This is a genomic window from Bradyrhizobium sp. 14AA, from assembly GCF_054185205.1.
On record NZ_JAVAYM010000014.1, the window covers coordinates 92,998 to 117,145 of the forward strand.

Genomic DNA, 24,148 nt, shown 5'->3' on the forward strand with positions numbered 1-24,148 from the left:
GCTTCTCACGAGCGGGCGGGGACTAGACGGAGCACGTCGGCCGGGGACTTCACCCGGACGGAAAGAGTTCCGACGCCACGGTGGATGTGCGCGCGCACCAGCTCGAGAAGCTCCTCGTTGGTGATCTCCGCGTCATCGCCAGGCTTCCGTTCGACCCACCTGGCAAGCGCACCGAACAACGCTCCGTATTCGCCGGTGAGCGTGTAGGCGTTGAACTCCGCGCCGGCGTCGTCGGGCACGGGAGAGCCTCTCAGGGGACCCTCTTCCAACGAGCTCATCAAGGCGATCCGGCACAGCAAGTTCGGCGTCAAGCCGGTCCTCTGACGCAGCGATCGCAGTCTGCTCGTCGCGTCGGTCGAGATCCTAAGCTTGCTGTAATGCACGAGGTTGCTCCTGCGAAGAGGCCGCGAAGTAGCCATGCGATACCTGCGTCCGGCGCGCGTCCGGGTCGTAGTCCAGGCGGAACGAATGAGAGATGTTCGGCCGCAACTCCTCGACACGCTGCGCATCGACCTCGGTATCCGTCGAAAGCATGATGACCTGATGGGACGCCGCCGGGAAATACCGCTCCATCAGCTTCGAGCGATGGTCCGAGTCCAGGCGAGCCAACGGAGTGTCGATGATCATGGGAAGCGGTCGACCGCTGGTGCGCGCGAGAGCCCAAAGCATCGCGATCGCATAGACCTGCTTTTCGCCGGCGGACAGTGCCTCCTTCTTTATCTCCTTGCCCTCGCCATCGAGCAGCTTGCTCGCGAAGGTCGCGGGATCGATGCTGATATCGCCGATCAGGTCGGGCTTTCTGGCCAGATGACGGAAGCACCTCACGAACTCGGCCTTCAACTGGACGAGCTTGTGGTCGAGAAGCCGTTGCTCGTACTCGGCCAGGACACCGGCCGTTCGACCGGCGAGGTCGACACGATGAGAAGCCGTCGCGACCTCGCTCTGCCGGTCGAGCAGACGACCACGCTCCCGCTCGAGCGTCACGCGCTGGCCCCGGACGGCATCGAGTTCGGCCTGTCGCGACTTCAGCTCCGCTTCGGCCGCGCCCAGCTTCTGATCGGCGAGTCGAAGCTCGTCGAGGATGGCGCCGGCCGCCGCGTGGTCGGCGCGGGCGAGTTTCTTCTCGAGATCCTTTTCGCGCCTCAGCAGCTGCTCGAGCCTGCGCAACAGCGCCTGGGCTCTCGGATTGACGACGTTCTCGACCTCGCTAAGTCGAGCGATCGCCGCCGTCCCGTCGCCGAGTCCCGCGAATGCGGAAGCATGCGCGGAACCCGAAGGGGTCTTGGCCTGCTGATGGACGAAGCGGCGCAGATCGGACCAGTGCTTGTCGGTCCACCGCGCTTCGCGCTCCGGGGCTTCGCTCTTCTTCCAGGCATTGATCGCCGTGCGCAAGGCCACGACCGATTGAGCGATTCCCGACGAGTTTTCCGCCGCGAGCGCCTTGGCGAAGCCCGACAGGAGTTTCGGCGCCACGGTGAAAGGCAAAAGCCCGTTGGCGAGCTCCTTAAGCTCGTGTTCCGCGCGCCCGATTTCCTTGCCGACGATCTCCCGCTCGCTCTCGATCTTGTTGCGGGCCATCGCTTCTTCCCCGCCTTCCGCCACGAAGCGCCGACGGATCCGCTCGGCGGAACGGGCCAGAGAGTCCCGCGCGGAAGCAAGCTCCGCCACTTCTCCGGTCAATTCCTCGATGCGGTGAGCGTTAGCCGTTATTTGATGGACGACGTCGTTCAGCTGGCCTGCGGCCTCCTGGCCCGCTTGACCGTCATGCCGCGCGATGAAAAGGGCAAGATCGGTCCGCAGCCTTGCCACCAATTCGATGCCGAGCAGGCTTCTGACGGCGTCGGCCATCTGTTCGTTGGCGTCGTCGTCGGCGATCTGCTGGATCTTTTCGCCGTCGAAGAAGAAGAGTTGGGAGACGCCCGGCGGGATCAACTCCTGAAGAAACATATGCCATTCTTCGCGCGGCACGGTCGTGACCGAAGCTCCGTCCTTTTCGAGAGAAAGCTCTTCGGTCAAGGTCTTTCCGCGAAGCTCCCATTCGCGCCGGACGCGATATCGGTGGATCTCTCCTCCCTCGGCATAGTCGAATTCCAACTCGACCGCCGCCCTCGGCTGCGATGCCGTACGATTGATGCGGTCGCGAAGGTGGGCTTCGTAGTCGGACAAGGCTACCCGCGTGCCGAGAGCCCTTCGACCGTAGAGCGCGAGCCTGACGGCGTCGAGCAAGGTAGTCTTGCCCGAACCGTTCTTGCCCCCGATCAGGATGATCGGTTTCGGCTGACCTCTGGGCGCGCGAGGGACGAGATCGATCTCGTTGCTGCCGGCATACAATCCGAAGTCGTCGAGCTTGATCTTTCGGAGTATCACGGCAGATCTCCGCGCTCGAGGTCTAATTCCATCTGGTCGGCATCCGTCTCGGCGTTGCCGGCCGGTGAAGGTATCCTGGATGCGGCACGCTCCGCGACGATGGTCGCCAGGTCGCGCCACTCCTGCCGAAACACCTCCTCGATACGGGTGTGCACGGCATGGCGGCGCTTCAGCCCGTGCGCGGCCTTCTCGACGTCGAGAAGGCGGATCACGAGGTCCGTGGGCACGTCGTGAGCGCTGCACAGACTGTCCAGCAGCTTCGCATCCTCGGCGCCGAGCGACACCGCATCCTCCACGACCCAATTCAGCTCGCGCTTCAGCACTTTTCTCGCGATGCCCGGGACGCTGTCGGCCCAATCGCCGCGTTCCGATCTCCAGATCTTCCGGATCTCATGCAGTTCGGCGTCCTGGATCAGAAGGCTGTCCTCGCCCGGCGGAGCGTTCTTCTGCAGGTTCAACTGCGTCTCCAGCAGTCGCTCGAGCAGATACTTGCAGAAGTCCAGCTTGTAAGGCCCGGGAACGGGCTGATCGGTATCGCCGATGAAAGCGACGTGTCCGCTTCGACGCCGGTGTTCGCGATAGATCTTCTTCTTCTCGGGGTCCTGGGTCGCCGACAGAAGGTCCCGGAATTCGAGCAGGGGCTCGAGCCAATCCTCACCCGAGTCGATCATGTTTTCCATGGATCGATCCCGTTCGACGACCGTGCAAACCCAGCAGCCGAACCGCGAGTTTCCGCAGCTCGGCGTGGTCTTGTCGACGACGACGGGACATTCTCCCTGGGCGTTGCGGTACATCGCGACGAGATCGCGATTGTCGTTGCCCCAGGGAGAGGCATTCTGCAGCAGGTACGACCACACGTCGTCGGTCGAGAACCCCTCGATCGGCGCGTACACGAACGCGTTGAGAAGCGAAGAGTGTCGGGAGAGGACCGAGCCCTTGATGCGATGAAAGGACATCACCTGGGCTCGGGTGGCGCTCTCGGACGAGCGCACGCCCAGAACCATCACCACCTCGCCGAACTCCGCCACTTTTTCCCGGATGAACGCATCCGCGGGCTCAATCTTGAGCCGTTCGGTGCACCAGCGGAACCGCCGGGACGGGGCCGGGTATCCCTTGCCGATCAGGTTGACCCAGAAGCTGCGCTCTACGGTCGGCACGACTTTCTTGGAGGAGAAGGGAAGCCCTTGCTCCCGAGCCGATTTGTCGATGCGGGCGAGCGTAACGTCTATATAGCGGACGATCACCGGGGTCTCGACGAGCGTGTCGGAGCTGATGACGTAGACGGGTTTGACGCGCTGTTCGGGAGGAAGCGAAGACAAGGCGGTCCAGACCATCTGGAGGACGCATGTCGAATCCTTGCCGCCGGAATAGCCGACGACCCAGGGCCGCGTATCCGAGAGGTAGACCTCCCGGATCTCGGCGTAACGCTGTTCGATCGTGTCGTTGTCGAGCATACCATTCATGCCGCGTTCGTCGCCTCGGTCCGGACTCCAGCGACGGGCGCATAGAGTTCTTCGATCTGCTGAGCCTCGGGAGAAAGCGGAACCCCCAGCGCCTTCGATATGACGTTGGCGACCAGCACCACGTTGTTCTTCGACTTGTTCACCTTGCCCGCCACGAGCGCGCGGTTGTCCCACAGAGATCGATTGGAGCGCGACCAATCGACCTCGCGCAGGCGCCGAAGCCTCTTCCGCCAATTCCTGGGATTGGTCGTCGTCATGCGTCCTACCACCATCGCGATCGCCTGCACGGCCACGCCATGAGCGTGGACATAGTCGCGCCGCAGGTCGCATGCCGCAACTTGCCTTGCCAGCACCCGCTGCCAATCGGGCATATTTCCGATGATCTCGGTCCAGTAATCCACAGCCTTTTCGAGATCGTCGTCCTCGACCTTCCCACCGCGAGCCTTGCCGAGCAATTCGGCTGTGGCCTGGTGAAGGCTGCTGAAGGTGAAGAGCTTGATGGAACGGTTCGAGATGCTGCTGGTATCGAAGCACGTGAAATCCCGGAGCAGCGGTATCCGCTTCACGACGTTCCGGGTGAGGCCGGCCAACGCATCGCGATGGTCGTACAGGAGCTTGATCGACTTGGTTGGCCTCACCGCGTGGATGTTGAGATCCGCGAACATCTGTTGCGATCGCTTCAGTCCGCGATCGGCGAAGACCACCACGGAGATGGTTTCGTCCCCGAGCGTGGGACGTTCGCGGATCGCTTCCTCGATGGCCGCCCGCCGGTGCTGACCGTCGTTGATCAGGATGGTCGCATCCATGGATATGCGAAGTCTGCCGACCGCCCTCAAGGCGCCCTCGGGGGAAGCGGGTTGAAACTCGATTTCGCCATCTATGGACGCGCAGAGGGACGACAGGATGTATTCGCTCGGATTGTCGACGATATAGCTCGCGATTGCCGGCACCCGTGCGCGGTTCAGAACGCGCTGAGCCCTATCCGCCGCTCCGAGCATCCCGTCATCGAATTGGAAGAGGCGAGGAACGACCTTAAGCGGGACCATGATGACGTAATAGGCGCTCGAAGCCTGCACTCCTCGGATCGCCGTGAAGTCGAGAGTGTTCGTGGTCATGAGCTCCGCTCCGTGGGCATCTCCGCCTCGGAAGTCTGCTTTACCGGCTTTGGAAGTCTTTTGGAAGTCAAAAATAAACGTCCAAGGACGTTTTTGCCGCGGTCGACGCCCCTCAACACGTGGATTCCGTCAGCCTGCGCGTGCCAAGCGCAATCAGCCGTTGTAGGATTGCGACATCGGAGCGCAGCGCTATCCTCCGCGACCAAGTCATCCTATGGTCCAGAAAAGATTAAAGATTCGCGCCCCGTCGGCGGACACGAGATTTCATGAGTTTGCGAGAATTGGCCGCGAAACCGCACTTGTCCACCTCGACAGCGCGCCTGCTGAAGGATTTCTACATTCCGTGTCTGTCACGATCGACTTCGTACGATCGAGGCGTCGGCTTCTTCACGTCGAATTGGTTGCGCTTGGCCGCGACCGGCCTCGCCGGTCTGGCGGCCAACGGCGGGGTCGCCAGGATTATCGCGAGTCCGATCCTCGATGCAGGCGATTGCGCCGCCATCAATCAAGGAGCCGAAGCGCGTAACGACCCGAGATTGCGCCAAGCGCTCGATCGAGCCTTGTCGGACATCGCTCGAAGCCTGGCCGACGACACGCTCGCTGCCCTCGCATGGATGGTCGCCGACGGACTTCTCGAATTCAGGGTCGCCTTACCTTGCGCGGACCTGGATGGAGACTTCCACGACAAGTTCGGCATCTTTCGCGACCGGAGCGGAGATGCCGTCGCTTTTCACGGTTCTCCCAACGATAGCGAGCAGGCATTCCGCAACTACGAGTCGCTCAGTGCGTACTATTCGTGGGTCGATCAACGGGAGGCGGGCCGCGTCGCGCACGAAAGTGATCGATTTCGCCTTCTGTGGGAAAATCGGGATCCGAACCTGCGGGTGTACGAGCTACCGGTCGCCGTTCGAGAGAGGCTGATCGAGTTCGCATCGCGAAGTCCGCGCCCGTATGTCGTTCCCGCACCGGTCGACGCCGAAGCGGAGCGATGGCGCCACCAAAGCGATGCCGTGGCCGCGTTTCTGGCCAACCGACACGGCGTGATCGAAATGGCGACGGGTACCGGCAAGACCCGTACGGCACTCAAGATACTCGATGAACTGAAGGCGCGCCATCTGATCGATACGGCCGTGGTCGCGGCGTACGGCACCGATCTCCTGGACCAGTGGTACAAGGAACTCGTGCAGCGCACGGGTCTTCCGGTCTATCGCGACTACGAAAACCACCGACAGGCTCAATCTTTCGTCAATTCGCCCTCCGGCGCGATCCTCCTCACGTCGAGGCAGAATCTTCAGGGGCTTCTGCCGAAGCTCAAGGAACGAGTCTCGGCCAAAGCGCTCCTTGTCTGCGACGAGGTCCATGGATTGGGATCGGCCGCGCTCGTGACGGCGCTCACCGGTCGGCTCAAGCCGTTTTCTTTCAGGCTCGGGCTCAGCGCTACACCGGAGCGCGTCTACGACGAGGACGGCAATCGTTTCATCGAAAACGAGATCGGCCCGGTCATCTTTCGCTTCGGTCTACGTGAGGCCATCGAGCGGGGCATCCTGTGCGAGTTCGACTACCGGGAGATCGGGTACACATTGTCCGAAGACGATCGAGCGGCTGTAAGGGCGGCCATCAAACGACATCATGCGCGGGTGAAGGCCGGGCAACCTGCTCCGGTCGAAGCGCTCTATCGCGATATCGCATTCGTGCGGAAGGTCTCGACGCAGAAGATCGCGCCCTTCAAGGATTTCATCGAGCGCAATCCGGAAGTCCTCGACAGGTGCATCATCTTCGTAGAGACGGCGGAATTCGGCGCCTTGGTGCAACCGATTCTGATGGAAATGAAGACCGATTTCCACACGTACTACCAGGATGACGACCGTGCCAATCTGAAACTCTTCGCCTCGGGAGATCTGCAGTGCCTCCTGACCTGCCACAGGATTTCCGAGGGCATCGACATCAGGTCGGTCAACAACATCGTGCTTTTCGCATCCTCGCGCGCCCGTCTGGAAACCGTCCAGCGGCTTGGCCGCTGTCTACGCGTCGATCCCGCCAATCCTCACAAGCGGGCCCTCGTCGTCGACCTCGTCCAGGAGCAGCCGGAAGACGAGGCCGATCCGACGGGCGAACTGTCGGCGGATCAGGAGAGGCGGGATTGGTTTCTGGATCTCGCTTCCGTGAGGCGTCTTCAGGACCAGACAGGGGGAGCCACTCATGGCGGTTGATCAGGCGCTCAAAAAGGCCATCGAGGCGACCTTGGCGCAAGCAAGAGATCAGCCCGACGATTTCCGGCGCCGATACAGACGCCTGATCGACTTGGTCGTCACCGGAAACTACGAAGACAGCGACGTGAGGAGCGTCATGGAGGCGATAGCGGTCGTCCTTCAGCCGGAGGATCTGGCCGATGGAAGTTAGGCTTACTGGCTGGAAGAGCCAGAATATCCGTGGCGGTCTTCGCGACATCGAGATCGATCTCGGAAATTTGCCTCCTCGCTGGACCCTCGTGCAGATGCCCAACGGTACCGGCAAGACGACGACCATGAGCCTGCTGCGAGCGACGTTGTCGGGCACCGAGCTCTCCGCGCAGGCCGTGCGAGACCTCAGAGCCGACGATACGGTCGAGGAAGGTCTGTTCGAGGTGCGCCTGTCGATCGACGGTAAGCCGTTCCGTCTGCAAATGAGATTGGACTTTCGCGATGGTAGCTGCAGCTATTGGACGGTCCGTGCCGAAGCGCGAAGAGGCGGCATGGAGGAGGGGCGAGCGTTGCCGGCGGACCTGCGCGAACTGCTCAAGCCGTCTCTGACTGAGCTGTTCGTCTTCAATGGCGAGCTTGCAACCCAGATCAGAGACCTAAGCAAGAAGCGTGCCGCCGACGCGATTCGATCGCTGTACAGGCTCGACACGCTCGACAACGTCAAAGCGCGAATAGACGCGCTCGTCGAGCAGGAACAGAAGCGCGCCGCCTCGATTTCTTCCGCCAAGGAGGAGCGCGGAATCCGCAGGCTGCAGAACGCCCGCGACGAAGTCCTCGCGGCCAAGGAGCGTCTCGAGCATCAGCAGCGAACGCATGCCGCACGATTAGCGGAGCACGAACGCGAGCGGAAGCGGCTGGAGGAGGAGATCTCAAGCAGGCTGGCGGAAGATGCCGGAGTGCGCGAACGCCTTGAGAAATTGCGGGACGACGAGGCCGAGGTCGAGGAGGCCGCAGGCCTTCTCGCGTCCCAGGCGCTGGACGTCCTCCGTCAGCCGCCGCACGTTCATCCGCGGCTTTTGCAACGCCTTCAAAATCTCGGCGGCCGGCTTTACGAGCTCAAGCTTCCGGAGACTATCTCTGCCGAATTCTTCCGCGAACTCGCTACCAAGGACCGATGCGTCTGCGGCAGGCCGATCGGTCATGCCGAGCGCGAGGAGATCCGGACCGGCGCCTCGCGTTTCCTGGCGCAAGATCAGATCTCCATCATCAACCAGATGAAATTCGCTCTCCGCGAGAGCAGCGGCGACCCGGACATGCTCTCCAACTTGATCGGAGATCTGCGCCGTCAGCTCGATCGGCGACGAGACCTTAAGGCGGTGCGCGACCGGTTGGCTTCGGAACGCATCGCGGAAGGTGACGAGATCCTGTTGAAACTGAGGGCCCAGATCGGTTCATGCAACGAAGAGCTCGCCACGCTCACAGCCGCGGTCGAAAGGCTCACGACCAAGGATCCCATCCGGCAGAAGGCTCTGCGCGTGACATGGCAGACCAACCTTCCGCTCTGCGACGCGGAGCTGAAGGTCAGAAGCTCTCGTCTGGATACCGCAACCAGAACGCGGACATTCGCCCTTCAGGGGGAGCGGCTCAAGGACCTGATATCGCATACCTCGAGCGCGGCACTCGACATCCTGAGGGAGCGGGTGCGGAATTCGACGAACCAGAAGCTCGCCCAGATCATCAAGAACGAGAACCTTCAGGTCGCGCGCATCGAGGGGGGGCTCGAACTTTCGAGCGGCGGCCTCGCCTCGAAGGGGGGCGTGAGCGAAGGCCAGAGCCTAGCGGTCGCATACGCGTTCCTGACGGCGCTTCTCGCGGAAGCGCCCTATCGGCTGCCGTTCATCGTCGACAGTCCCGCGGTCTCGCTGGATACCGCCGTGAGACGGGAAGTCGGCGAGCTCATTCCCGATTTCTTCGGGCAGATGATCATGTTCGTGATCTCGAGCGAACGCGAAGGCTTCGCGGACGCCTTCTACGAGCGGCCCAGCGACGTCGAATACATAACCGTGATTCCACAAGGCGGAGGGAAGGCGCATGTCGTCAAGGGCATCAAGCCCTTCCGTGAATTTCATTCCCGGGAGGCGGCACAATGAGCTTCGTCCTGCCGCTCCATCTCAGATCCTTCTTCGGTTTCGAAGGCGCGAAGCCGTTCGCCAGGGGCGCGAGCGGAAAGCGGGACTCTTCCGGTCGTTTCCTGATGTTCGACGCCTACTATTTCAGCCTCCTCCTCGGCCTCGATGCGGGGCGCCTCGGCGACGAAACGAGATTGGAGCCGGACCGGTTCTTCGACCACTATCCCGACAGCTACAAAGGGCAGATCGAGCTGGTCGCAGGTCTGCTCGTGGAGGCCGAGCTGCGACGTCTCGGCATCGGCCCGGAGAACCGCGCCGATATCGAGCGCGAAATGGTTCGTCTGCTCGATTTGAATTCGGTGACGCGACTAAGCACCGATGGCAACCGTCTGCTCAATCGCTATGCCGTGACGGGATTCGACCTGCTCAGGGACGGCATGATGCAGCCGGACAATCTGGAGGATTTCCTGGTCGGGTATCATGCGATTTGGCAGGGGGCGGCGCCATGACGGGACAGGATGGTCGCGCCGAGCGAATGCATATCAATCCATCGCACGTCTCCGTCGCCATGTTTCTCGGCGGAGCGCTGACCTTCGAAGTTCCTCGATATCAACGCCACTACGCCTGGAAGGAAAAGGAGATCGCCACGTTCATCCGCGATCTCGAGCTCAGCAGGGCGGCTCGGGAAAACCGGCGCCCTCGCGACCATTTTCTGGGCGGCGTCGTCACCGCTCGCGCGCCGATACAAGGCAGCACCCGCCAAAATCTCCAGGTGATCGACGGACAGCAGCGTCTCGCCACCTTCATGATCCTCATTCTTCAGCTCGCGACGGCCATGTCGAAGCTCGCCACCGGTCTCGAGAATGAGGATGCCGAGATCGCCAAATTCCTGGCAGCGCGGGCCAAAATCCTCCGCGAGAGATACGAGGCCTTCCAAGACGCCATCAACATGCACGTCATCCACGTCCCGCGATTGACCCTGTCGGTGCCCGACAACGATTTCTTTTTGGCGTTGCTTCGGGCGGAGCAACCGGAAGCCACGCGACGTTCCCACCAGCTTCTTCGAAGCGCTTTCGACGCGATCGGCGACTATTTCGACGGAGTCGTCCAAGGCAAGGCGACGCCCCCCGAAAAGGCGCAGGCGCTGGATCTGGTGCACGAGGTACTCGAACAGGACTGGACGCTCATCCATATGGGCGCCGAATCCCGAACGAGCGCCTACATGCTCTATCAGGTCCTCAACGACAGAGGAGTGGGGTTGACGGAGGGCGAGCTCATGCGGGCCTCCACGTTGGAGGCCCTCGAGCCGCATCTTCCCGTGCAACAGATGCGGCTGGCCGAGGAGGCGTGGGACACGATGCTCGCGGAAAGCGCCATCGAGGTGAGAAGGGCGTTGCAATGGATATTCGCATCGCATTTCGGGCGGTCCGCCGGACCTGCCACGCTGCTGACCGAATTCCAGGAAGCGATGTTCCCGATGCTTCGCGACGACGGGATAAATGCCGACGATGCGGCATCGCTCGCGAAGTCCGTGGCCGATCTCCGCGACGAATTCGCCAAACTGGAGCGCATCGCGAACGGTGAGATGCCCTTCGAAGGCGCAAACAACGTGTGTACCTGGGAACGCGATCGACTGCGCCTGCTCATCCTGCACCTCAAGCAGGAGGACTGCATTCCCTTGCTGCTGGCGGCTTCGCTGCTGTCCGCCGGCGAATTTTCGGAGATCGTCCAGATCCTGGAGCGCTTCTGCTTCAGATACGTACTTTTGGCCGAAGGCCCGCGGTCGGAAGCGATCAGCATATTCGACAAGCATTCTCTCGAAATCAGGAGGAATCCCGCGGCCTATAACGTCGCGTCGTTGACCGCGGACCTCAGATCCCTTGTCGATCTCCACGCTTCCGACGAAGTCTTCGAGGCGCGTTTGCGAACCTTCGGCTATCCGCGAGCCGAGAGCCGCAAGCCTCTGAAATACTTCCTCATGACCATCGAGCACTTCATCCGATGGTACGACGAAGGCGCTCAAGGAAAGCCTCGTTGTCGGGACCTGTTGCGCATCTTCGATTTCGAGAACGGCACGATCGAGCACGTCTATGCCGAAAATTCCGCGCAACCCGATCAAGCGCTGGAACCTCTATTGGATACGCTGGGCAATCTCACGTTCCTGAGCCCGGCCGAAAACGACGCTGCCGGAGCCAAGCCGTTCGAACAGAAGAAGCTGCACTTGGGGAAGTCGACCACAGAGCTGAATCGTAAAATCGCTGCGGAAGCGGATTGGACCGCGACGGTGGTTAGACGGCGACACGATCGCTTGATCGAGATCGCGCTCAAGGTCTTCCGAATCTGAGAGCGATCCTGCGCAGGTCCGAGCGACGCGCGGTGAGAATTCCGTGGAGGAGGACATCGATGTGCCGGTCGCCGGCCGGGTTCAGTTCGAGGGTCGTCGCATCCGCAGCTCGATGCGCCGGCGGCTGGCGACGAGGACCGGAGGTAGGCTTCCGTCCGCCAAACGCTCGTTGACGTCGGTCGTCTGGCCGGCCGACAGAGGCAGCAGCGTGAAGTATCGGCCGAGGCCCCAGGCGGCGGAGTTCGCCGTCCGATAGTGCGAGCTGCGCTGCTCCCCGAGGGTCGAACTCAAGCGAATGCAGCCGCACTTCGAGGAGCGGGAACCCGCAAGCCGAAGATGGAGCTTAGGGTCGGATAAGCCGTCCAATAACTAGGGGAAGTCCTAGTCGACGACGATCCCGTCCATGCCAAGCTCGCTTCGCGAAACCGGCACCGGCAAGGACGAAATCTGATAGCGTCAACCTATCGTGATGCTCGGGGAACCCCGAGTATATCGGGCGTCGGCTTCGATGTTCTGATCCGCGGCGAACAAACCGGAGCTTTGGCATGATCGAAGTCTTTTCGCTCGCTACCGCCCATCATTTCCAGGATGCGCTGGCCTCGCAGGCGCGCTTGCGGCACGACGTGTTCGTCAAGCGGCGCGGACTACCTCATTCCTCATACGAAGGACTCGAGTTCGACGAGTTCGATACGCCTGCCGCAAGATATCTCGTTTGGCGCGACGATCGACGCGTGGTCCGGGGTATGGCGCGGCTGTTGCCGACCGTACGTCCCTACATGTTGAAATCGTACTGGCCGTTTCTGGTCGCGGACGGTCGGTTGCCTTGCTCCGACGGCATCGCCGAGGTCACGCGCGTGTGCATCGACAAGTCGCTTCCGCCGGCGTCGAGACGCATCGTCTTTCCCGAACTGCTGTGCGCCATCCAGGAGCTTCTTCGCGCGACGGGCGGCGAGGGGATGGTGGGCGTCACCCGTGAACATCTGCTTTCGCACTTCGTCCGGGACGGGATCCGATGGTTGGGCACGACCGCGGAAATCGAAGGCGAGCTCGAAAGAGCCTTCTTCGTTCCCACCGAACGCATTCGGCCCGAATACCATTGCGGAAAATACGGGATCGGACGAAGCGTTCTCGCCAATCCGGAGGACTGCGCCCATGCCGCAAGAGCCGCCTGATCAAGGGCGCCGGCATCGGCCCGATCCGAAAGATACGGCGGGCAAGATGGCCGATGCCGTCACCTATCTGTGCCGCGTGGCGGTCGAAGAAGGGCTCGAGATCGTCGTTCCGGACCTGATGGGGGTCCGGGACAAGCTGGAAGAAATCGCCAATTCGGAATGCTGCTGCGCGCGGCATTGACCGGCCCCGCAACAAGCTCGCGTTCGCCGCCGCCGGCGGCGGTGGGTCTGGAGCGATCCGGCGAGATGGCGTCGGTGCAATTGAATTCGAGGTTGTTATCGGAAGTGGTGCAGGCGCACGGCTCGGCGCTTCGCCAGCCGTTTGCGTCCCAAGGACGGGGGATGATGCAGGGCCTCGCGTTTGCGATTCGCGAAGGCCGAAGCACCGCCGGCGCGGCTCTGAGACGCGGCGTGCTCGTGGAATGTTGCGGACCTCATGACGAGGTTCTGAAAAATCATGGCGCCGCTGAACATTGATTGGGCGATATTCGACCAAGGGCTCGACCTGGTCGAAAGGGCGATCGAGCAAGTGCTCGATGCATCCTCCGACGAACCGACGTCGCAAAGTGCGACCTCAGAGAGATATGAGGCCGCATTTGATCGCCATGATCACGGCGGTGATGCGATTGCCCGCCCCGAGCTTGCGCATGCCGTTGCTGAGGTGGAATTCCACGGTCTTCTCCGAAATCTTCAGGATTTCGCCGATCTCCCAGTTCGTCTTGCCCTCCTTGCACCAGCGGAGACATTCCACTTCCTGGGACGTCAACTGAACGGTCTTCTCGTCGCGGCGGTCCGCGAGTTCGCAGTATGTCAGCCAGTATTGGAGGCTTACCATATAGAGATGGGTCATTCTGTCGGACGACGGCTCATCGCGAACGCGCAGGCTGAGGCTGATGAGATCCACTTCCTGGCCCGCTCCTCGGATCGGAACGGTGATGCCCGAGTGAACGCCCAATTCCCGGCAGCTTTCGAAGAAGTTCCTCTGCTGTTTCGTGAAGCCTCCCGTCGGGCAGGTCTCGCGCCATTTGAACGGTCCCCGGACCGACTGCACCCGCTGCACGACGGGGTCGATACGGTCCCACTCTTCGGCCTTATAGGTGTCTAGATAGCCTGGTGGGAATTCGCTCCAGGGCACGGAAACGAGGCGCCGGTTGTTTGTCCGTGCGAAGACCGCATTCTCGTAACCTTGATCCGCGACCGCGCTCAGGAAGAGCCTCTTGAGGGCGGCCGGATTGGCGACTTTGCGCGTGGCTTCGATGAAGGTCTCTATGTCCGTTCCCATCGCGTCCTCACGCCGTTGGAATTTGCGCTCAGTGATGCGTCACGAAATCCATCATGGCGTCGTTAAATTGCTTTGGCGTCTCCCAATGCGGTGCATGTCCTGCATCGATCAGGATCGGATTGCGCTGCCACAAATTTCGAAAGGGTACGCGTCCGAGGTAATCCATGCGGAGAAAGGGATCCGATCTTCCCTGCACGACGGCGACCGGTCGATCGCTTGTCGATACGACATCGATCTCGTCCGCGCCGCGACCGGCCATTCCGTTGGCGACCATCCAATGCCTGGCGTTGCCGTCGGTGCGGCGTGCCATCTTCAAAAGCAGGTGATCGTTCGCGAGCTTCCCACCCATCATCGCGGTGGTGTATCGACGGATGTCGTCGCGACTGAAGATCCGCCGCCCTGCGAGGGCGGTGGTCGCCGTCCAGCGGAATCCTTTTGCTACTCCCTCCGGGGTCAATCGGACTGGAGGCGTGCCGGTGATCAGCAGCGAGCGAATAGCCGGATCGCTGGCCAGCATCTCGATGCCGATATGGCCGCCAAGCGACCATCCCAGCACGTGGAAAGACGAGTAGCCGAGCGACCTCATGAGCCGGCTCAGCGTTCGCGCGTAACCTGGAAAACTGTATACGGTAGACGGACGCTGCGAGTCGTCGGATCCTCCGTGGCCGGGAAGGTCGGGCACCACGATGCCCAGCCTTGTTCTGGTCAAGGCCTTCAATTGCCCGGAGAAAACCTCTTTGCAGGACGAGTTGCCGTGAATCAACAAAATGCCAGTGCGGCTGGCTTTCCGGTGATGCACCTGGAGGTTGAGGCCTCCCACGAAACAATTACGCAAAATCATGAGTCGTCCTCCCCAAAAAGGGGAGCGGCAACACGCCGCTAACACGTAGCCAATGGGATTTTTTCACAATTTATGATTGCTCATCCTACACGTGCAATAACACCGGTCAACAGGCGGCGGATCGATATCTCACTATCCGGCTCGCAAATCTGATCGTCCCGGGTTCAGTCGGTCATGTCATGTAGACGGATCCGCGAGCAAGCGCACGAAGAGGCCGGCTCAAAAGTTGCGGTGCAGCCGGCACAAGCAACGCTACGCATGGCGAAGCAAGTTATTCCCTCCTAGGGAGACCCCTAGGGGAGAAATTTCCGACTTATGGCACCATCAGACGGGACGGGCGAGCCTACACGGCTGCGCGTGGCGGCCGCGAGCCGATCAAGGCTTGCGATCAGATCTTTCTCGGTTTTGGCAAAGGATCTACATGGCGATGCCTGAGATAGAATTGACTTCACCAGTGATATCCGGAGCGACGATCGCTTCTCTTGCGATATATCCGCCTTTGGGAATAGCCAGGGTCGGAAACGCGGACGGCGAAGAAGACTATGTAGTCGCTTCGGAAGTCGTGGGTGGATGGCCGACGCTGCCGAATGGGCGGATCGCGATGTACGAATCCGACTTCAGGACAGAGAACGGCAAGATCAAACGTCAGGCGGTTCGCTTCCGCATCTATGCAACGTCGACGGACGGCAAAACGTTCGAGGTCACGGCTCGCGACGGGGTCCGCATCGAATGGAGGGTCGGCGTGGCCAACCTGAAAGCGGGCTGGTACGAATTCAATCAGGCCATGGATCTGCCGCGCGGCATCGCCAAGCCTGCACAAAAGAGGAATGCTAGGATACCTGTGCCGGGGAGAGGCGCCCGATTGGATATCACCCCGACCCCGAGAAAGATCGAGGGGCCCAACAGATCAGGCCCGGAGTTCGTTTTTGACGACGGCACGTTCTGGGCCGCCATACCGGTCTATCTCGGTGAGCTACGGACCGATGATAAGGGGCGGCTGATCTTCCTGGGCGCGCGCGGCGCATCCGGACCGTTCCGCAAAGGCCTGTTGCCGACGACCTTTGCCAACAACGACGGCTGGCACGACGACGTGTGCGATGGTCCGGTTCGCGCAACCGTGACCTTCGCCGATGGCTCGTCCAAGGAAGCGGAGCCGGCGTATGTCGCGGTCACGCCGCCGAACTTTGCGCCGGGAACGTTCGGCCTGGTCACTATGGATGACACCGTCAACGAGGTGTTCCGAGATCAGGGGTGGACCGCGGCTCCGGCCTCGACCTCCTTTACCAAGGATATCTGGCCAATCTTCGATCGGATGAGTGGTCTGCAGTGGGTAAACCACGGCCTCTTCGTCATGCACGGATTCGGCTCACCTCTCGATGCCCGAAACACCCAGGTGCTCGCGAAGTTGCGCGATTCCGCCGCGGCAATGGCGCCATGGAGGTTGAGGGTCTTCAAGCTGTTCCGCGATCCCGCCGCAGCTGGGCCCTTCAATGAACCGGCGCTGCCGCAGATCTTCGGAGATGCGTACGGTGAGAATCCGAGGGGGACGCCTCCCGATGCGCTGAGTTACCTTTCGGTCACGCGCACACAGTTCGAGCACCTGGGGCGTTGGGCCGCCGGTAACTTCGTCGATGACTGGAACGGTTTTCCGGCACTTGCCGAATTCGGAAAGCTCCCGCCAGCCGAGCAGATCGAGCATCTGAACCGTGCGCCTCTGCACGAGTGCCTGGGAGGACCGTTTCATCCCGGCATCGAACTAACGTGGACGATGCGCATTCCGCATGTCTGGAAGGGCTCCTATCGACTTAAGGTTCTACCTACCGATGATCCTGCAAAGCAGGACTTCGGGCCGGAATTATCGCCTCAGACGTGCTGTGGCAGCGGCGGACCCTTCGACGGTGTCGCCGCCGGTGCGTTGACGCGGTTCCTCGGCGTGCCCTGGCAGACCGACGGAGCGTCCTGTAATTCGGACGCCGACTACAGTCCGAGCACCTTCCTGTCGATGCCTACCTTTTGGGGCGCGCGCGTCCCCGACCAAGTAATGTCGTCCGAAAATTATTCCATCGCGGCCGCAATCGGCAAGAAAGGGAACGAGGATCAATTCGCTAAATACCTGATGGCCCGCTCCGACTGGCTGAGGGACATTCGGGGGTTCGATTACTACACGCGTATAGCCCACATGGTGGACGAGTGGTGGCAGTTGGGGATGGTGCTCGCTGTCGAGAATCCATCGCCGGACTTCCCCGCCGGGCTGCGGGTCGAGCAAGGGCGAAGCCGCGACTTTCCCGGGGCCGATCCGAAGCCAAGTCTCGTGGCACTCGTCGAAGACCTCCGAAACGACCAGCCTACTCGAGTTGCGAAGGCCGCCGCGGGATCTACCTTGCAATCGCCTCAGCCGCCAAAACGCCAATATCGGCAGGGTGAGATTTGATGCTCGACGTGCTGGTTTGCGGAGCCGGACCCGCCGGTGCGACGGTGTCAGCCTTGCTTTCCAAAGGCGGAATGAATGTCGCCGTTGTAGATCCAATGACGAGGACGACCGAACGTCTCGAACTGGTAGCGCCCTCTGCCGTCCGGCTCTTCGATGCTGTCGGTGACAACTTGTTGGAAGATTCCAGCCTGGCGAGCTTTTGCCCGGGTATCCGGCGAAACTGGGGTGGCGAGATTTCGGTCGACGAGTTCATTTGCCATCGAGGCGGGAAGGGGTATGTCGTCGACCGGCATCGGCTGGATGTTGCCCTTCGCGAGATCAGTAGAAAGGCAGGTGCGCGTCTCGTTTGCGGCAGAGTGGTTGCCGTGGAACGAGAAGGGACGTCCTTCCGTGTACGACTGCAACAGGCCGCAAAGGACATGACGGTCCTCGCCAAAATCGTTGTCGATGCGTCCGGACGAACTGCCGCGCTGACGCGACGGCTCGGCGCGCGAAGGGTGCTTTACGAAGCCATGCTCGCTCGACTAACGGAAGCGTCTGCGTACGGGGCGCCAGGCTATTTGATAGTGGAATCTCACCCGGGAACACGATGGGGTTATCGCCTCGTCGGCCCGAACCAGCGAGAGGAGGTTTGGGAGGTGTTTTCAAAGAGTGATCGGGTTGGGTCAAAGAACCCGGTCGTCGATGCCTCCTCGGTCCTCACCTTTCCCTCAGCCGGTCGAGGGTGGGCTGCCATTGGCGATGCGGCCACTTCGTTTGACCCTCTCTGCTCGCAGGGAATTGCGAACGCCCTATCTACTGCGCTTGCGATCGCGGGGGCGGTAGTTTCGGACGCCGGCTTGGGAGAACCGGCCGCTCACGGCTACTCGGAAGCTGTCCTGCGAACCTTCGAATACGCGGAGCGCGGACGCCGACTGTCCTATTCGGCGCTCCCCGATCGGACACTTCGCTACTCCAAGACGTTCGCCCGATCGGCTGCTCATTCCCTAGGATATCCTACGCCGGGGATTCCGTCATTTTAGCCGTTACGGATATGGATCGCGGTCGGTACCGTCCATTCCTCGTCGTGATCTCACCGAACAACAAAACTAAAAGATCTTCTTGTCCTCGAATACCTTGGACTCCGAGAAGCCATCCGATTGCAGCACACGGACGGACACGCTCTTCGCGCCAGGAAACTGGTTTACGTCGATGTCCGTGTTCGGAATGGGAAGCCCCACGGCTATGGTCTGCCAGTTTGGTTCATGTTCGGCCTTGGCCTGCACCGTATAGGTTACGCCAGGGGTGGGAGTAAGGGTATGCGCCGAATCGAGCGTAAAACGGTTCGGCGAAGCGGGATTGGGGCCGCCCATCGCAACTACTCCCGAAGGCAGAGATGCGCCCCGGGCGAACTGCGCGGCCTCGGTGCCTTTGATCATAAGCTTGATCCGGCGCAACTGCGGCGAAACGGGAACGTATTCGTCGAAGGTGCCGGTCGCCGCATGCGGAGCGCAAGAATTACGCTGAGGATTCACCTTCTGATCGAAGATATGTTGGTCCGAGGCGTCGAGGCCGACCAATTCGATCCCTTCGTCCTCGAAATCCTCCGATCGAACTGCCACTTTGACCGGCGTGACGTAGTCGATCGTTCCTTTCTTGCGATCGAGATCAAACGTACCGCTTACGTGAGCGAAGCTTCCGTCGAGCACTCCGGCGCCCATCGCGTCCTCCTATGCTCCGGCCGCCGGCGCGAAGAGGGTGTCCTCTGCGCTTAAGCGGTCCAGGATGGCCCGATAACTGTAGGCTGAGATCCACTGATTGTCGCAGTAGGTCATAATATCATGGCAGCTCTCGTTAGCCATCACCCGCATGGGAATGCCTAGCGATGGGTCGCCCATGTCGACGCCGATCATATCCCCATTCGCCGCGTCGCCGATGCGGCCGTCTGCGTAAGGGAAAGCAGGGTCGCTGGCATCCTGGTTGCAGAAACCAGGATGAAACCTTCCGAACGTGTGTCCGAGCTCGTGGGACCCGTACCAGCCGCCGTAGGATCGTTCGGTGTCCCACGAGAGGGATCGATACTGGGCAGGATTACCGGTCGGTCCGACCGCTACAACCGAAGGGTTCGGACGCTGGGGGACGTCTTTCGCAGCTCCTCGGAAAAACAGTCCTTGATCGGCGTCTGAGATCAAGCCGTAATAGTGGGTGCGCGGATCGGTTCCGGCGTCGATGTCTTTCGCGCGGATCGCGGAGAGCTGGTTGTGCGCTATATTGAGCTTGCCCAGCCACAACGGATCGTTGCCGTCAGGGGTCGTTGGGCCTGAGAATGGCGGGGCCAGGCGCGGGTCGGCCTGCACGACGAGCTGCGACCAGTCGATCGTCGACACCGGGTAGGCCCTGTCGAGAAAGGAACGGAGATAGTCGAAGTGGTATGCAGCCGGCGCGATTTGCTTCGGTGGCGCACCATGCGTCGAGAGCACGTAGCGGAGACCAATCGCTTTGATACGTAACGGAGCGGCGTCGACCATAGCAACGGTCACGGGCGCATTCACTCCGACCGGTACGTCGGAGCCGCCCGAGAACAAGCGCTTCACGCGAATGGTCAGGCTAGGCCAGGACAGCACATCGACGGGAAGAATGAAGTTGAGGCTTGTTCGGATGTCCCGGCGCTGGGCGTTCACATCGGGATAGGCGGTTGCTTTTATGGAGATTGACCCCGTCGAGGCCACGTATTTGGCCGTCGCATTCGCGGACGGCGAGACCTCGATCTCTCCCTGAACGTCGGTCGCACCTGTGAATCCCGTCGGTCCGACATAGATCCTCACGAGGGTACGCTTTCTGCGGACGAGAGGGACGTCGTTCGCGGGGCTTTGGATCGTCTGGCATATTTCGATTCCTAAAACGTCCACTTGAGCGGCGGGATGCACCGTCTGCGTTGCGAGAAGGCCCATGCGGATCTCCAGATCGTGTCGCGTCGTCGCGAGCAATTTCCGTGCGCCCGCCCGGCGATCCTAAGGCAACATGCTTCTTGACGGGACTAGGGAGGTCCCGGGGCCGGCTGAGACAGCCGATCGCCGGACCGGTGTACGCGGGCGATTCAGGCCGTGGCGCCGCTCAGTAGCGATCGCATTGCATCCACGCCCGGCATGAAGACATAGGCTGCGCCGGCGGCCTTGACCCAATCACCTAAGATCGTGAACCTCTCGGTTCGGCCCTGAAGCGTCACCGTGATCACGCGCCCTTCCGCCGGCGCCCTCGCTATGATCGGATCGATGGAGCTCGGAGCCTTGGGTACATCAGCTTTCTTGACCCAGCGCTGCATGAGCTGCCTGAATTGCCCGTCTATGGACGTCTGATAACTCATGAAAAGAAGGCCGCGCGCCCCAGTCGGATCCTCGTCGAAAGGTTTGCCGTACGGGATTCCTCTACGCAACATTTGCGTGGTGAGAGTATCCGCCGGGAGGGCCAGGTCCGTCGTCTGGTCACGAGGGTTTACCTTCCGGACGTGCGCCGAAAACGGACAAACCGTCCCGATGGGATCCGCGAGCGATCCCGGGAACGGGACGACGTTGCCTCGATAGTCTAGGTCCGCAGCCGGAAAGGCGGCATCGTATCGAAAGCCGTTGATCCGGAGCGGGGCGCAGGAGATCGCTTGGTCGGGTCCTGTTGGAGATTGGGTAAGGGGCGTGCCGTCCCGCCATCGGCCCACGCACATCGCCCCGGCGAGGTCGGGCGAAGAGGGAATGCCGAAGCGTTGCGCCAGTTGGTCGCCTAAAACGGTCATGGCATCGCGGAACGCTTGGACATCCTGGCCGAGCTTGCGGAGCACCAACAAAGAGCCATTCTTCAACAACGGTCGGTCGCCAAATTTTCGAGGACCGGGGACCAGAACGTCGCCGGGATCGAGCGAGGAGTAGCCGTAGACGAACTGTCCGGGCCAAACGAGTTGTTGGCCTGGACGCGAAAAATATCCGGAAAATGGATCCTCTTCGCGGTACGATCGCGCGGTCAGAAAACTGCCGTCGTCCAATAGTCCGCGAACACCTGGCTGAGATATGCCATCGGCGAAGCCGAAATGTTCGGTGTCGCCCGTCAGCCGTTGTCCGACTTCACGAAACGCTTCCGTAGCCCAATTGGCCGACAGCAATCGGATTTCGTCGGCGGCCTGATCCGGTAGGCCCGGCATGCCGCTTCCGAACACGAAGACGACGTCCGGGGTCTTCTCCGGCGTCATGCCGAACGACCACCCCACCGGTCGACCTTGCGCATCGATTTCGTCCCCCAATGACCGGGCGTCACGCGCGGCGCCGACATTGAAGGCGGCATCCGGCGGAGAATCCGCGAAAGACAAGGCTGCGCAGCCGGAATTCGTGAAACCCATCGCCATGAGAACGCTCGACGGGAGCGGCTCCGCCGTTTGGGCCGCGCGAGCCAGTGAACGCGCGGTCTTCAGCGGAATCAGCTGACGCGTCTTGGCCACCCGGTCGCAAAGCGACAGCAATGCGCGCCTGGCCTCCGCATGCGCACCGTCAACGATCTTCAAGCCAAGGATCGTCTGATAGCCGCCACCGAAGCCGACAAGGATATGGCCCTGGATGTCGTCGGCCTCGAGTTGGTCCTCGTTCACGACGTCTTTCGCTTGAAGGAAAATGCGGAACGCGGCACTTCCGCCTTAACGACGACGTCATTTGCAGGCTCAGCATCGAGGACGAGACCTGTGGCGTCCCCGATCGCACTTTCGAGATGTCCTTGGGTCTTCCAATCTTCGTCCGTCACGTCCGTGCACTTGGCGATCTGGTTTTTTCCCCAATTACCGTAGAACGATCGGTGTACGGGGTGCTTGCAGTACAGCAGATTTTTACAAGCACTTGAGCCGCGATCGACGTTGCCCGCCACAACGGACGCGTAGATCGTCATCGTGGTGGCGCGCGCGATCTGTCCGCCGCGGGTCAAAGGCCTGTTGTCCAACAGGCAATCGCTCAGTTTGAGAGCCGAATTCTCCGGAAGGCCGATCCTTGCACGCAAGATACGTGGATTATTCGGATCGGATGCATCCTGACGCTTGACGGAGAGAGCATTGGTAATCGGAACACCGTTCCGATCGCTGAGGCTCGACAAATCGATGTCGCGAATGTAGAGGCCGACCGGATCCACCAACGTCACGCGATTTCCGGCTGCGACCTGTAGTCCGACGCCGTTGCCGATCGAAGGATCGCTGCTTCGGTTGATATCGCCATAGCCCGCGCACGCAATGCGCATCGTGGCGCGATCGTTGTCGAAGACCGGATCCGGCGGCTTGCCGTCGGAATCCCATACAACGGATGCTCCGCCGGCCAAGTTTACCTCAGCGCCGAGCGAGTTGGCCGGGTGCGTCAAGTGCATCGCGCCATGAGTGGTATTCCATTCGTTGTAAGGGTTGTAGTCGCCTTTGTCGTAGAGCTTTGCCCATCCGTTCTGCGAGGGATACCACACCAGGATGTCCTCCTGGAACTGTAGCTCCGGTTTTGTGATGCCTCCGTCGATGTGCAGCTGGTAGAGACTCGTGACTAGATCGATGTCTTCGCTGGCGAGAAATTGCCAATAATCGTACGGCTCGGCGGTGAAGTCGATGTGCTCGATGGCGCCAATACCGTTCCGCTTCGCGAACCACTCCAGGTACTCGTCCTGTTGGCGGATGCGGATGGTGACGTTTTTGCCCGACGCCGTCCGCAAGGGTCGGGCCTGAGATCTCGCGTCGTCTTTGCGGTAGTGCGAAACTGCATCGAGGTTGACCTGAACCAAATCCGGGCCGTCCTGCGTGTCGATTACCACGTACGCTTGGGGACGCAGGACATCCGCAACGGCTTCGGCCGCTTCTACTTTGGAAAGATCACCGACATGGGTGACCACGTCCATCCAACGATCGATCGATTTCGGAAAGCCGTTCCAAGGTACGCCGGCGACGGGAGCTCCAGCGGTCAATTCGAGCGGAGAGAAGAAGTTTTTCGAACTACCTACGGCGGCCGAGACGTAGCGCCCGATGACTTTGTCATTGTACCTCTGTGCGGCTCCTTGAGGATCCCTTGAGTGCGCAAAATCGTCGATACGGGCCGGAGGGCTCAATAGGGGCATGGGAGGCTCCTTCAAGTGAATTCCGTCGCTATAATAGTCGCGTTGCAACGACGAGGACCTCGTGGATCCCCTAGGATCGAGGCGGCCTTGCGCCCGGCATGGATCAACACGCCGCTACCCAGATCTGTCCGGGAGTACGCCCCGCCAGATAAAGCTGGTTATACCTGTCATAGGCGTCGGCCTGCAGGATGCCAGCATATCGGGCCAGATGCGTCTGGGGATGTTCGCCCTGGCGATCGCGCAAGTAGTAGAACATCGCCGCCGGTGGGCCTACGCCACCAAACGGCCGATCGATCCCGGACGTCAATCCAGCAGCGTCCCGTGTCGGTCCTTCCCTTGGTCAGCACCGGAACGGTCGTATCATCGGCACGAAGGCGCACGGCCGCCATGACAGGGGCTTCGACCAGGCGCAGCGACGTACAGACCAGTCCCAAGGCATGTGCCAGGGTTCCCGCAGATAGTCTCACCAGCTAGCAAGTTCTCTTCGACCAGACGAACCTTCTCGTCGAATCTCCACCGGCGCCGACGCTCGGCGCCGAATACCTTCACCCGCATTCGCCACATGACCTTAGAGCTAGACTTAAGGCCACATCCTCAGATCAACGGTAAAACCTCCCAAGGCGGCCGCCGCCTGAGGGAGACCGCACACTTCCTCCAAGCGCCAGAACGCCGACCTCCCGGCGCGCCGGCTCAACACGCTTGCGAAAGCTTTATGCCGACATCTTTCCTGGATT

General features: G+C 61.1%; 21 protein-coding genes and 1 pseudogene. 10 read left to right on the forward strand and 12 right to left on the reverse strand.

Translation table 11 applies throughout. The annotated features are described in order from the left end of the window. Nucleotides 1–5: 5 nt before the first annotated feature. Genes dndE through dndB form a run of 4 tightly spaced genes read right to left on the reverse strand, consistent with a single transcriptional unit; the run spans nt 6 to nt 4,945 of the window. Entirely contained in the window at nt 6–383 is a 378-nt protein-coding gene (dndE, locus tag RAD15_RS24395; RefSeq protein ID WP_458180740.1) for a DNA sulfur modification protein DndE, read from the reverse strand. Next, nucleotides 364–2,367: a DNA sulfur modification protein DndD gene (gene dndD / locus RAD15_RS24400; RefSeq protein ID WP_458180741.1), complete on the reverse strand. Its 2,004-nt coding sequence runs from the start codon at nt 2,365–2,367 to the stop codon at nt 364–366. The genes dndE and dndD overlap by 20 nt, the downstream gene beginning before the upstream one ends. Continuing rightward, nucleotides 2,364–3,821 carry a DNA phosphorothioation system sulfurtransferase DndC gene (dndC, locus tag RAD15_RS24405; RefSeq protein ID WP_458180742.1) on the reverse strand — a complete coding sequence of 486 codons (1,458 nt, stop codon included), beginning with the start codon at nt 3,819–3,821 and terminating at the stop codon, nt 2,364–2,366. The genes dndD and dndC overlap by 4 nt, the downstream gene beginning before the upstream one ends. Before the next feature lie 5 nt (nt 3,822–3,826). Further along, nucleotides 3,827–4,945: a DNA sulfur modification protein DndB gene (dndB, locus tag RAD15_RS24410; protein WP_458180743.1), complete on the reverse strand. Its 1,119-nt coding sequence runs from the start codon at nt 4,943–4,945 to the stop codon at nt 3,827–3,829. 266 nt (nt 4,946–5,211) lie between these two features. Here dndB and RAD15_RS24415 point away from each other — a divergent pair, with 266 nt between their 5' ends. Genes RAD15_RS24415 through RAD15_RS24435 form a run of 5 tightly spaced genes read left to right on the forward strand, consistent with a single transcriptional unit; the run spans nt 5,212 to nt 11,598 of the window. Further along, nucleotides 5,212–7,155, forward strand: coding sequence for a DEAD/DEAH box helicase family protein (locus RAD15_RS24415; protein WP_458180744.1), 1,944 nt, complete (start codon nt 5,212–5,214; stop codon nt 7,153–7,155). Further along, complete coding sequence (locus RAD15_RS24420; RefSeq protein WP_458180745.1) at nt 7,145–7,345, forward strand: hypothetical protein; 201 nt, start codon at nt 7,145–7,147, stop codon at nt 7,343–7,345. The genes RAD15_RS24415 and RAD15_RS24420 overlap by 11 nt, the downstream gene beginning before the upstream one ends. Continuing rightward, nucleotides 7,335–9,275, forward strand: coding sequence for an AAA family ATPase (locus tag RAD15_RS24425; RefSeq protein WP_458180746.1), 1,941 nt, complete (start codon nt 7,335–7,337; stop codon nt 9,273–9,275). The genes RAD15_RS24420 and RAD15_RS24425 overlap by 11 nt, the downstream gene beginning before the upstream one ends. Next, nucleotides 9,272–9,763, forward strand: coding sequence for a hypothetical protein (locus RAD15_RS24430; RefSeq protein WP_458180747.1), 492 nt, complete (start codon nt 9,272–9,274; stop codon nt 9,761–9,763). Before RAD15_RS24425 ends, RAD15_RS24430 begins: the two co-directional genes overlap by 4 nt. Then, entirely contained in the window at nt 9,760–11,598 is a 1,839-nt protein-coding gene (locus RAD15_RS24435) for a DUF262 domain-containing protein (RefSeq protein ID WP_458180748.1), read from the forward strand. The genes RAD15_RS24430 and RAD15_RS24435 overlap by 4 nt, the downstream gene beginning before the upstream one ends. 81 nt (nt 11,599–11,679) lie before the next feature. Here the strand turns inward: RAD15_RS24435 and RAD15_RS24440 are convergent, their stop codons facing one another. Beyond that, a complete protein-coding gene (locus RAD15_RS24440) occupies nt 11,680–11,889 on the reverse strand; it encodes a hypothetical protein (protein ID WP_458180749.1) in 210 nt (69 codons plus the stop codon). Between the two features lie 254 nt (nt 11,890–12,143). Between RAD15_RS24440 and RAD15_RS24445 the strand changes: the two genes are divergently transcribed. Genes RAD15_RS24445 through RAD15_RS24455 form a run of 3 tightly spaced genes read left to right on the forward strand, consistent with a single transcriptional unit; the run spans nt 12,144 to nt 13,247 of the window. Then, nucleotides 12,144–12,770, forward strand: coding sequence for an acyl-homoserine-lactone synthase (locus RAD15_RS24445; protein WP_458180750.1), 627 nt, complete (start codon nt 12,144–12,146; stop codon nt 12,768–12,770). Beyond that, the gene (locus RAD15_RS24450) at nt 12,751–12,951 is read left to right on the forward strand and encodes a hypothetical protein (RefSeq protein WP_458180751.1); all 201 of its coding nucleotides are present in this window, start codon (nt 12,751–12,753) and stop codon (nt 12,949–12,951) included. Before RAD15_RS24445 ends, RAD15_RS24450 begins: the two co-directional genes overlap by 20 nt. After that, nucleotides 12,930–13,247, forward strand: a complete 318-nt coding sequence (locus tag RAD15_RS24455; RefSeq protein ID WP_458180752.1) for a hypothetical protein — start codon at nt 12,930–12,932, stop codon at nt 13,245–13,247. The genes RAD15_RS24450 and RAD15_RS24455 overlap by 22 nt, the downstream gene beginning before the upstream one ends. A 97-nt stretch (nt 13,248–13,344) precedes the next feature. On the opposite strand, the gene RAD15_RS24460 is transcribed toward RAD15_RS24455, so the two are convergent. Both RAD15_RS24460 and RAD15_RS24465 read right to left on the reverse strand, forming a co-directional pair. After that, the gene (locus RAD15_RS24460) at nt 13,345–14,052 is read right to left on the reverse strand and encodes a LuxR C-terminal-related transcriptional regulator (protein ID WP_458180753.1); all 708 of its coding nucleotides are present in this window, start codon (nt 14,050–14,052) and stop codon (nt 13,345–13,347) included. 28 nt (nt 14,053–14,080) lie between these two features. Further along, on the reverse strand, nt 14,081–14,893 hold the full coding sequence (locus tag RAD15_RS24465; RefSeq protein ID WP_458180754.1) for an alpha/beta fold hydrolase: 813 nt from the start codon (nt 14,891–14,893) through the stop codon (nt 14,081–14,083). Between the two features lie 421 nt (nt 14,894–15,314). Here RAD15_RS24465 and RAD15_RS24470 point away from each other — a divergent pair, with 421 nt between their 5' ends. Together RAD15_RS24470 and RAD15_RS24475 are read left to right on the forward strand one after the other, a co-directional pair. Continuing rightward, nucleotides 15,315–17,324: a LodA/GoxA family CTQ-dependent oxidase gene (locus RAD15_RS24470; RefSeq protein WP_458180755.1), complete on the forward strand. Its 2,010-nt coding sequence runs from the start codon at nt 15,315–15,317 to the stop codon at nt 17,322–17,324. Then, nucleotides 17,324–18,346, forward strand: a complete 1,023-nt coding sequence (locus RAD15_RS24475) for an NAD(P)/FAD-dependent oxidoreductase (RefSeq protein WP_458180756.1) — start codon at nt 17,324–17,326, stop codon at nt 18,344–18,346. The genes RAD15_RS24470 and RAD15_RS24475 overlap by 1 nt, the downstream gene beginning before the upstream one ends. A gap of 66 nt (nt 18,347–18,412) precedes the next feature. Here RAD15_RS24475 and RAD15_RS24480 read toward each other — a convergent pair whose 3' ends face one another. From RAD15_RS24480 to RAD15_RS24500, 5 genes and pseudogenes are all read right to left on the reverse strand, one after another. Next, complete coding sequence (locus RAD15_RS24480) at nt 18,413–19,024, reverse strand: hypothetical protein (protein WP_458180757.1); 612 nt, start codon at nt 19,022–19,024, stop codon at nt 18,413–18,415. Nucleotides 19,025–19,033: 9 nt separating this feature from the next. After that, nucleotides 19,034–20,254, reverse strand: a complete 1,221-nt coding sequence (locus tag RAD15_RS24485) for a hypothetical protein (RefSeq protein WP_458180758.1) — start codon at nt 20,252–20,254, stop codon at nt 19,034–19,036. A 146-nt stretch (nt 20,255–20,400) separates the two neighbouring features. After that, nucleotides 20,401–21,930, reverse strand: a complete 1,530-nt coding sequence (locus RAD15_RS24490) for a Dyp-type peroxidase (protein ID WP_458180759.1) — start codon at nt 21,928–21,930, stop codon at nt 20,401–20,403. Continuing rightward, nucleotides 21,927–23,414 carry a hypothetical protein gene (locus RAD15_RS24495; protein ID WP_458180760.1) on the reverse strand — a complete coding sequence of 496 codons (1,488 nt, stop codon included), beginning with the start codon at nt 23,412–23,414 and terminating at the stop codon, nt 21,927–21,929. The genes RAD15_RS24490 and RAD15_RS24495 overlap by 4 nt, the downstream gene beginning before the upstream one ends. Nucleotides 23,415–23,520: 106 nt before the next feature. Further along, a pseudogene (locus RAD15_RS24500) lies at nt 23,521–23,863 on the reverse strand (IS66 family transposase); the annotation flags it as partial. Between the last annotated feature and the right edge of the window lie 285 nt (nt 23,864–24,148).

What these genes read in the sequence shown, in the direction of transcription:
- RAD15_RS24430 (WP_458180747.1), top strand. Translation starts at nt 9,272, where the DNA reads ATGAGCTTCGTCCTGCCGCTCCATCTCAGATCCTTCTTCGGTTTCGAA.
- RAD15_RS24455 (WP_458180752.1), top strand. Translation starts at nt 12,930, where the DNA reads ATGCTGCTGCGCGCGGCATTGACCGGCCCCGCAACAAGCTCGCGTTCG.
- RAD15_RS24415 (WP_458180744.1), top strand. Translation starts at nt 5,212, where the DNA reads ATGAGTTTGCGAGAATTGGCCGCGAAACCGCACTTGTCCACCTCGACA.
- RAD15_RS24485 (WP_458180758.1), bottom strand. Translation starts at nt 20,254, where the DNA reads ATGGGCCTTCTCGCAACGCAGACGGTGCATCCCGCCGCTCAAGTGGAC.
- RAD15_RS24495 (WP_458180760.1), bottom strand. Translation starts at nt 23,414, where the DNA reads ATGCCCCTATTGAGCCCTCCGGCCCGTATCGACGATTTTGCGCACTCA.
- RAD15_RS24475 (WP_458180756.1), top strand. Translation starts at nt 17,324, where the DNA reads ATGCTCGACGTGCTGGTTTGCGGAGCCGGACCCGCCGGTGCGACGGTG.
- RAD15_RS24420 (WP_458180745.1), top strand. Translation starts at nt 7,145, where the DNA reads ATGGCGGTTGATCAGGCGCTCAAAAAGGCCATCGAGGCGACCTTGGCG.
- RAD15_RS24480 (WP_458180757.1), bottom strand. Translation starts at nt 19,024, where the DNA reads ATGGGCGCCGGAGTGCTCGACGGAAGCTTCGCTCACGTAAGCGGTACG.
- RAD15_RS24450 (WP_458180751.1), top strand. Translation starts at nt 12,751, where the DNA reads ATGCCGCAAGAGCCGCCTGATCAAGGGCGCCGGCATCGGCCCGATCCG.
- dndC (WP_458180742.1), bottom strand. Translation starts at nt 3,821, where the DNA reads ATGCTCGACAACGACACGATCGAACAGCGTTACGCCGAGATCCGGGAG.
- RAD15_RS24460 (WP_458180753.1), bottom strand. Translation starts at nt 14,052, where the DNA reads ATGGGAACGGACATAGAGACCTTCATCGAAGCCACGCGCAAAGTCGCC.
- RAD15_RS24470 (WP_458180755.1), top strand. Translation starts at nt 15,315, where the DNA reads ATGGCGATGCCTGAGATAGAATTGACTTCACCAGTGATATCCGGAGCG.
- RAD15_RS24435 (WP_458180748.1), top strand. Translation starts at nt 9,760, where the DNA reads ATGACGGGACAGGATGGTCGCGCCGAGCGAATGCATATCAATCCATCG.
- RAD15_RS24425 (WP_458180746.1), top strand. Translation starts at nt 7,335, where the DNA reads ATGGAAGTTAGGCTTACTGGCTGGAAGAGCCAGAATATCCGTGGCGGT.
- RAD15_RS24465 (WP_458180754.1), bottom strand. Translation starts at nt 14,893, where the DNA reads ATGATTTTGCGTAATTGTTTCGTGGGAGGCCTCAACCTCCAGGTGCAT.
- dndB (WP_458180743.1), bottom strand. Translation starts at nt 4,945, where the DNA reads ATGACCACGAACACTCTCGACTTCACGGCGATCCGAGGAGTGCAGGCT.
- RAD15_RS24445 (WP_458180750.1), top strand. Translation starts at nt 12,144, where the DNA reads ATGATCGAAGTCTTTTCGCTCGCTACCGCCCATCATTTCCAGGATGCG.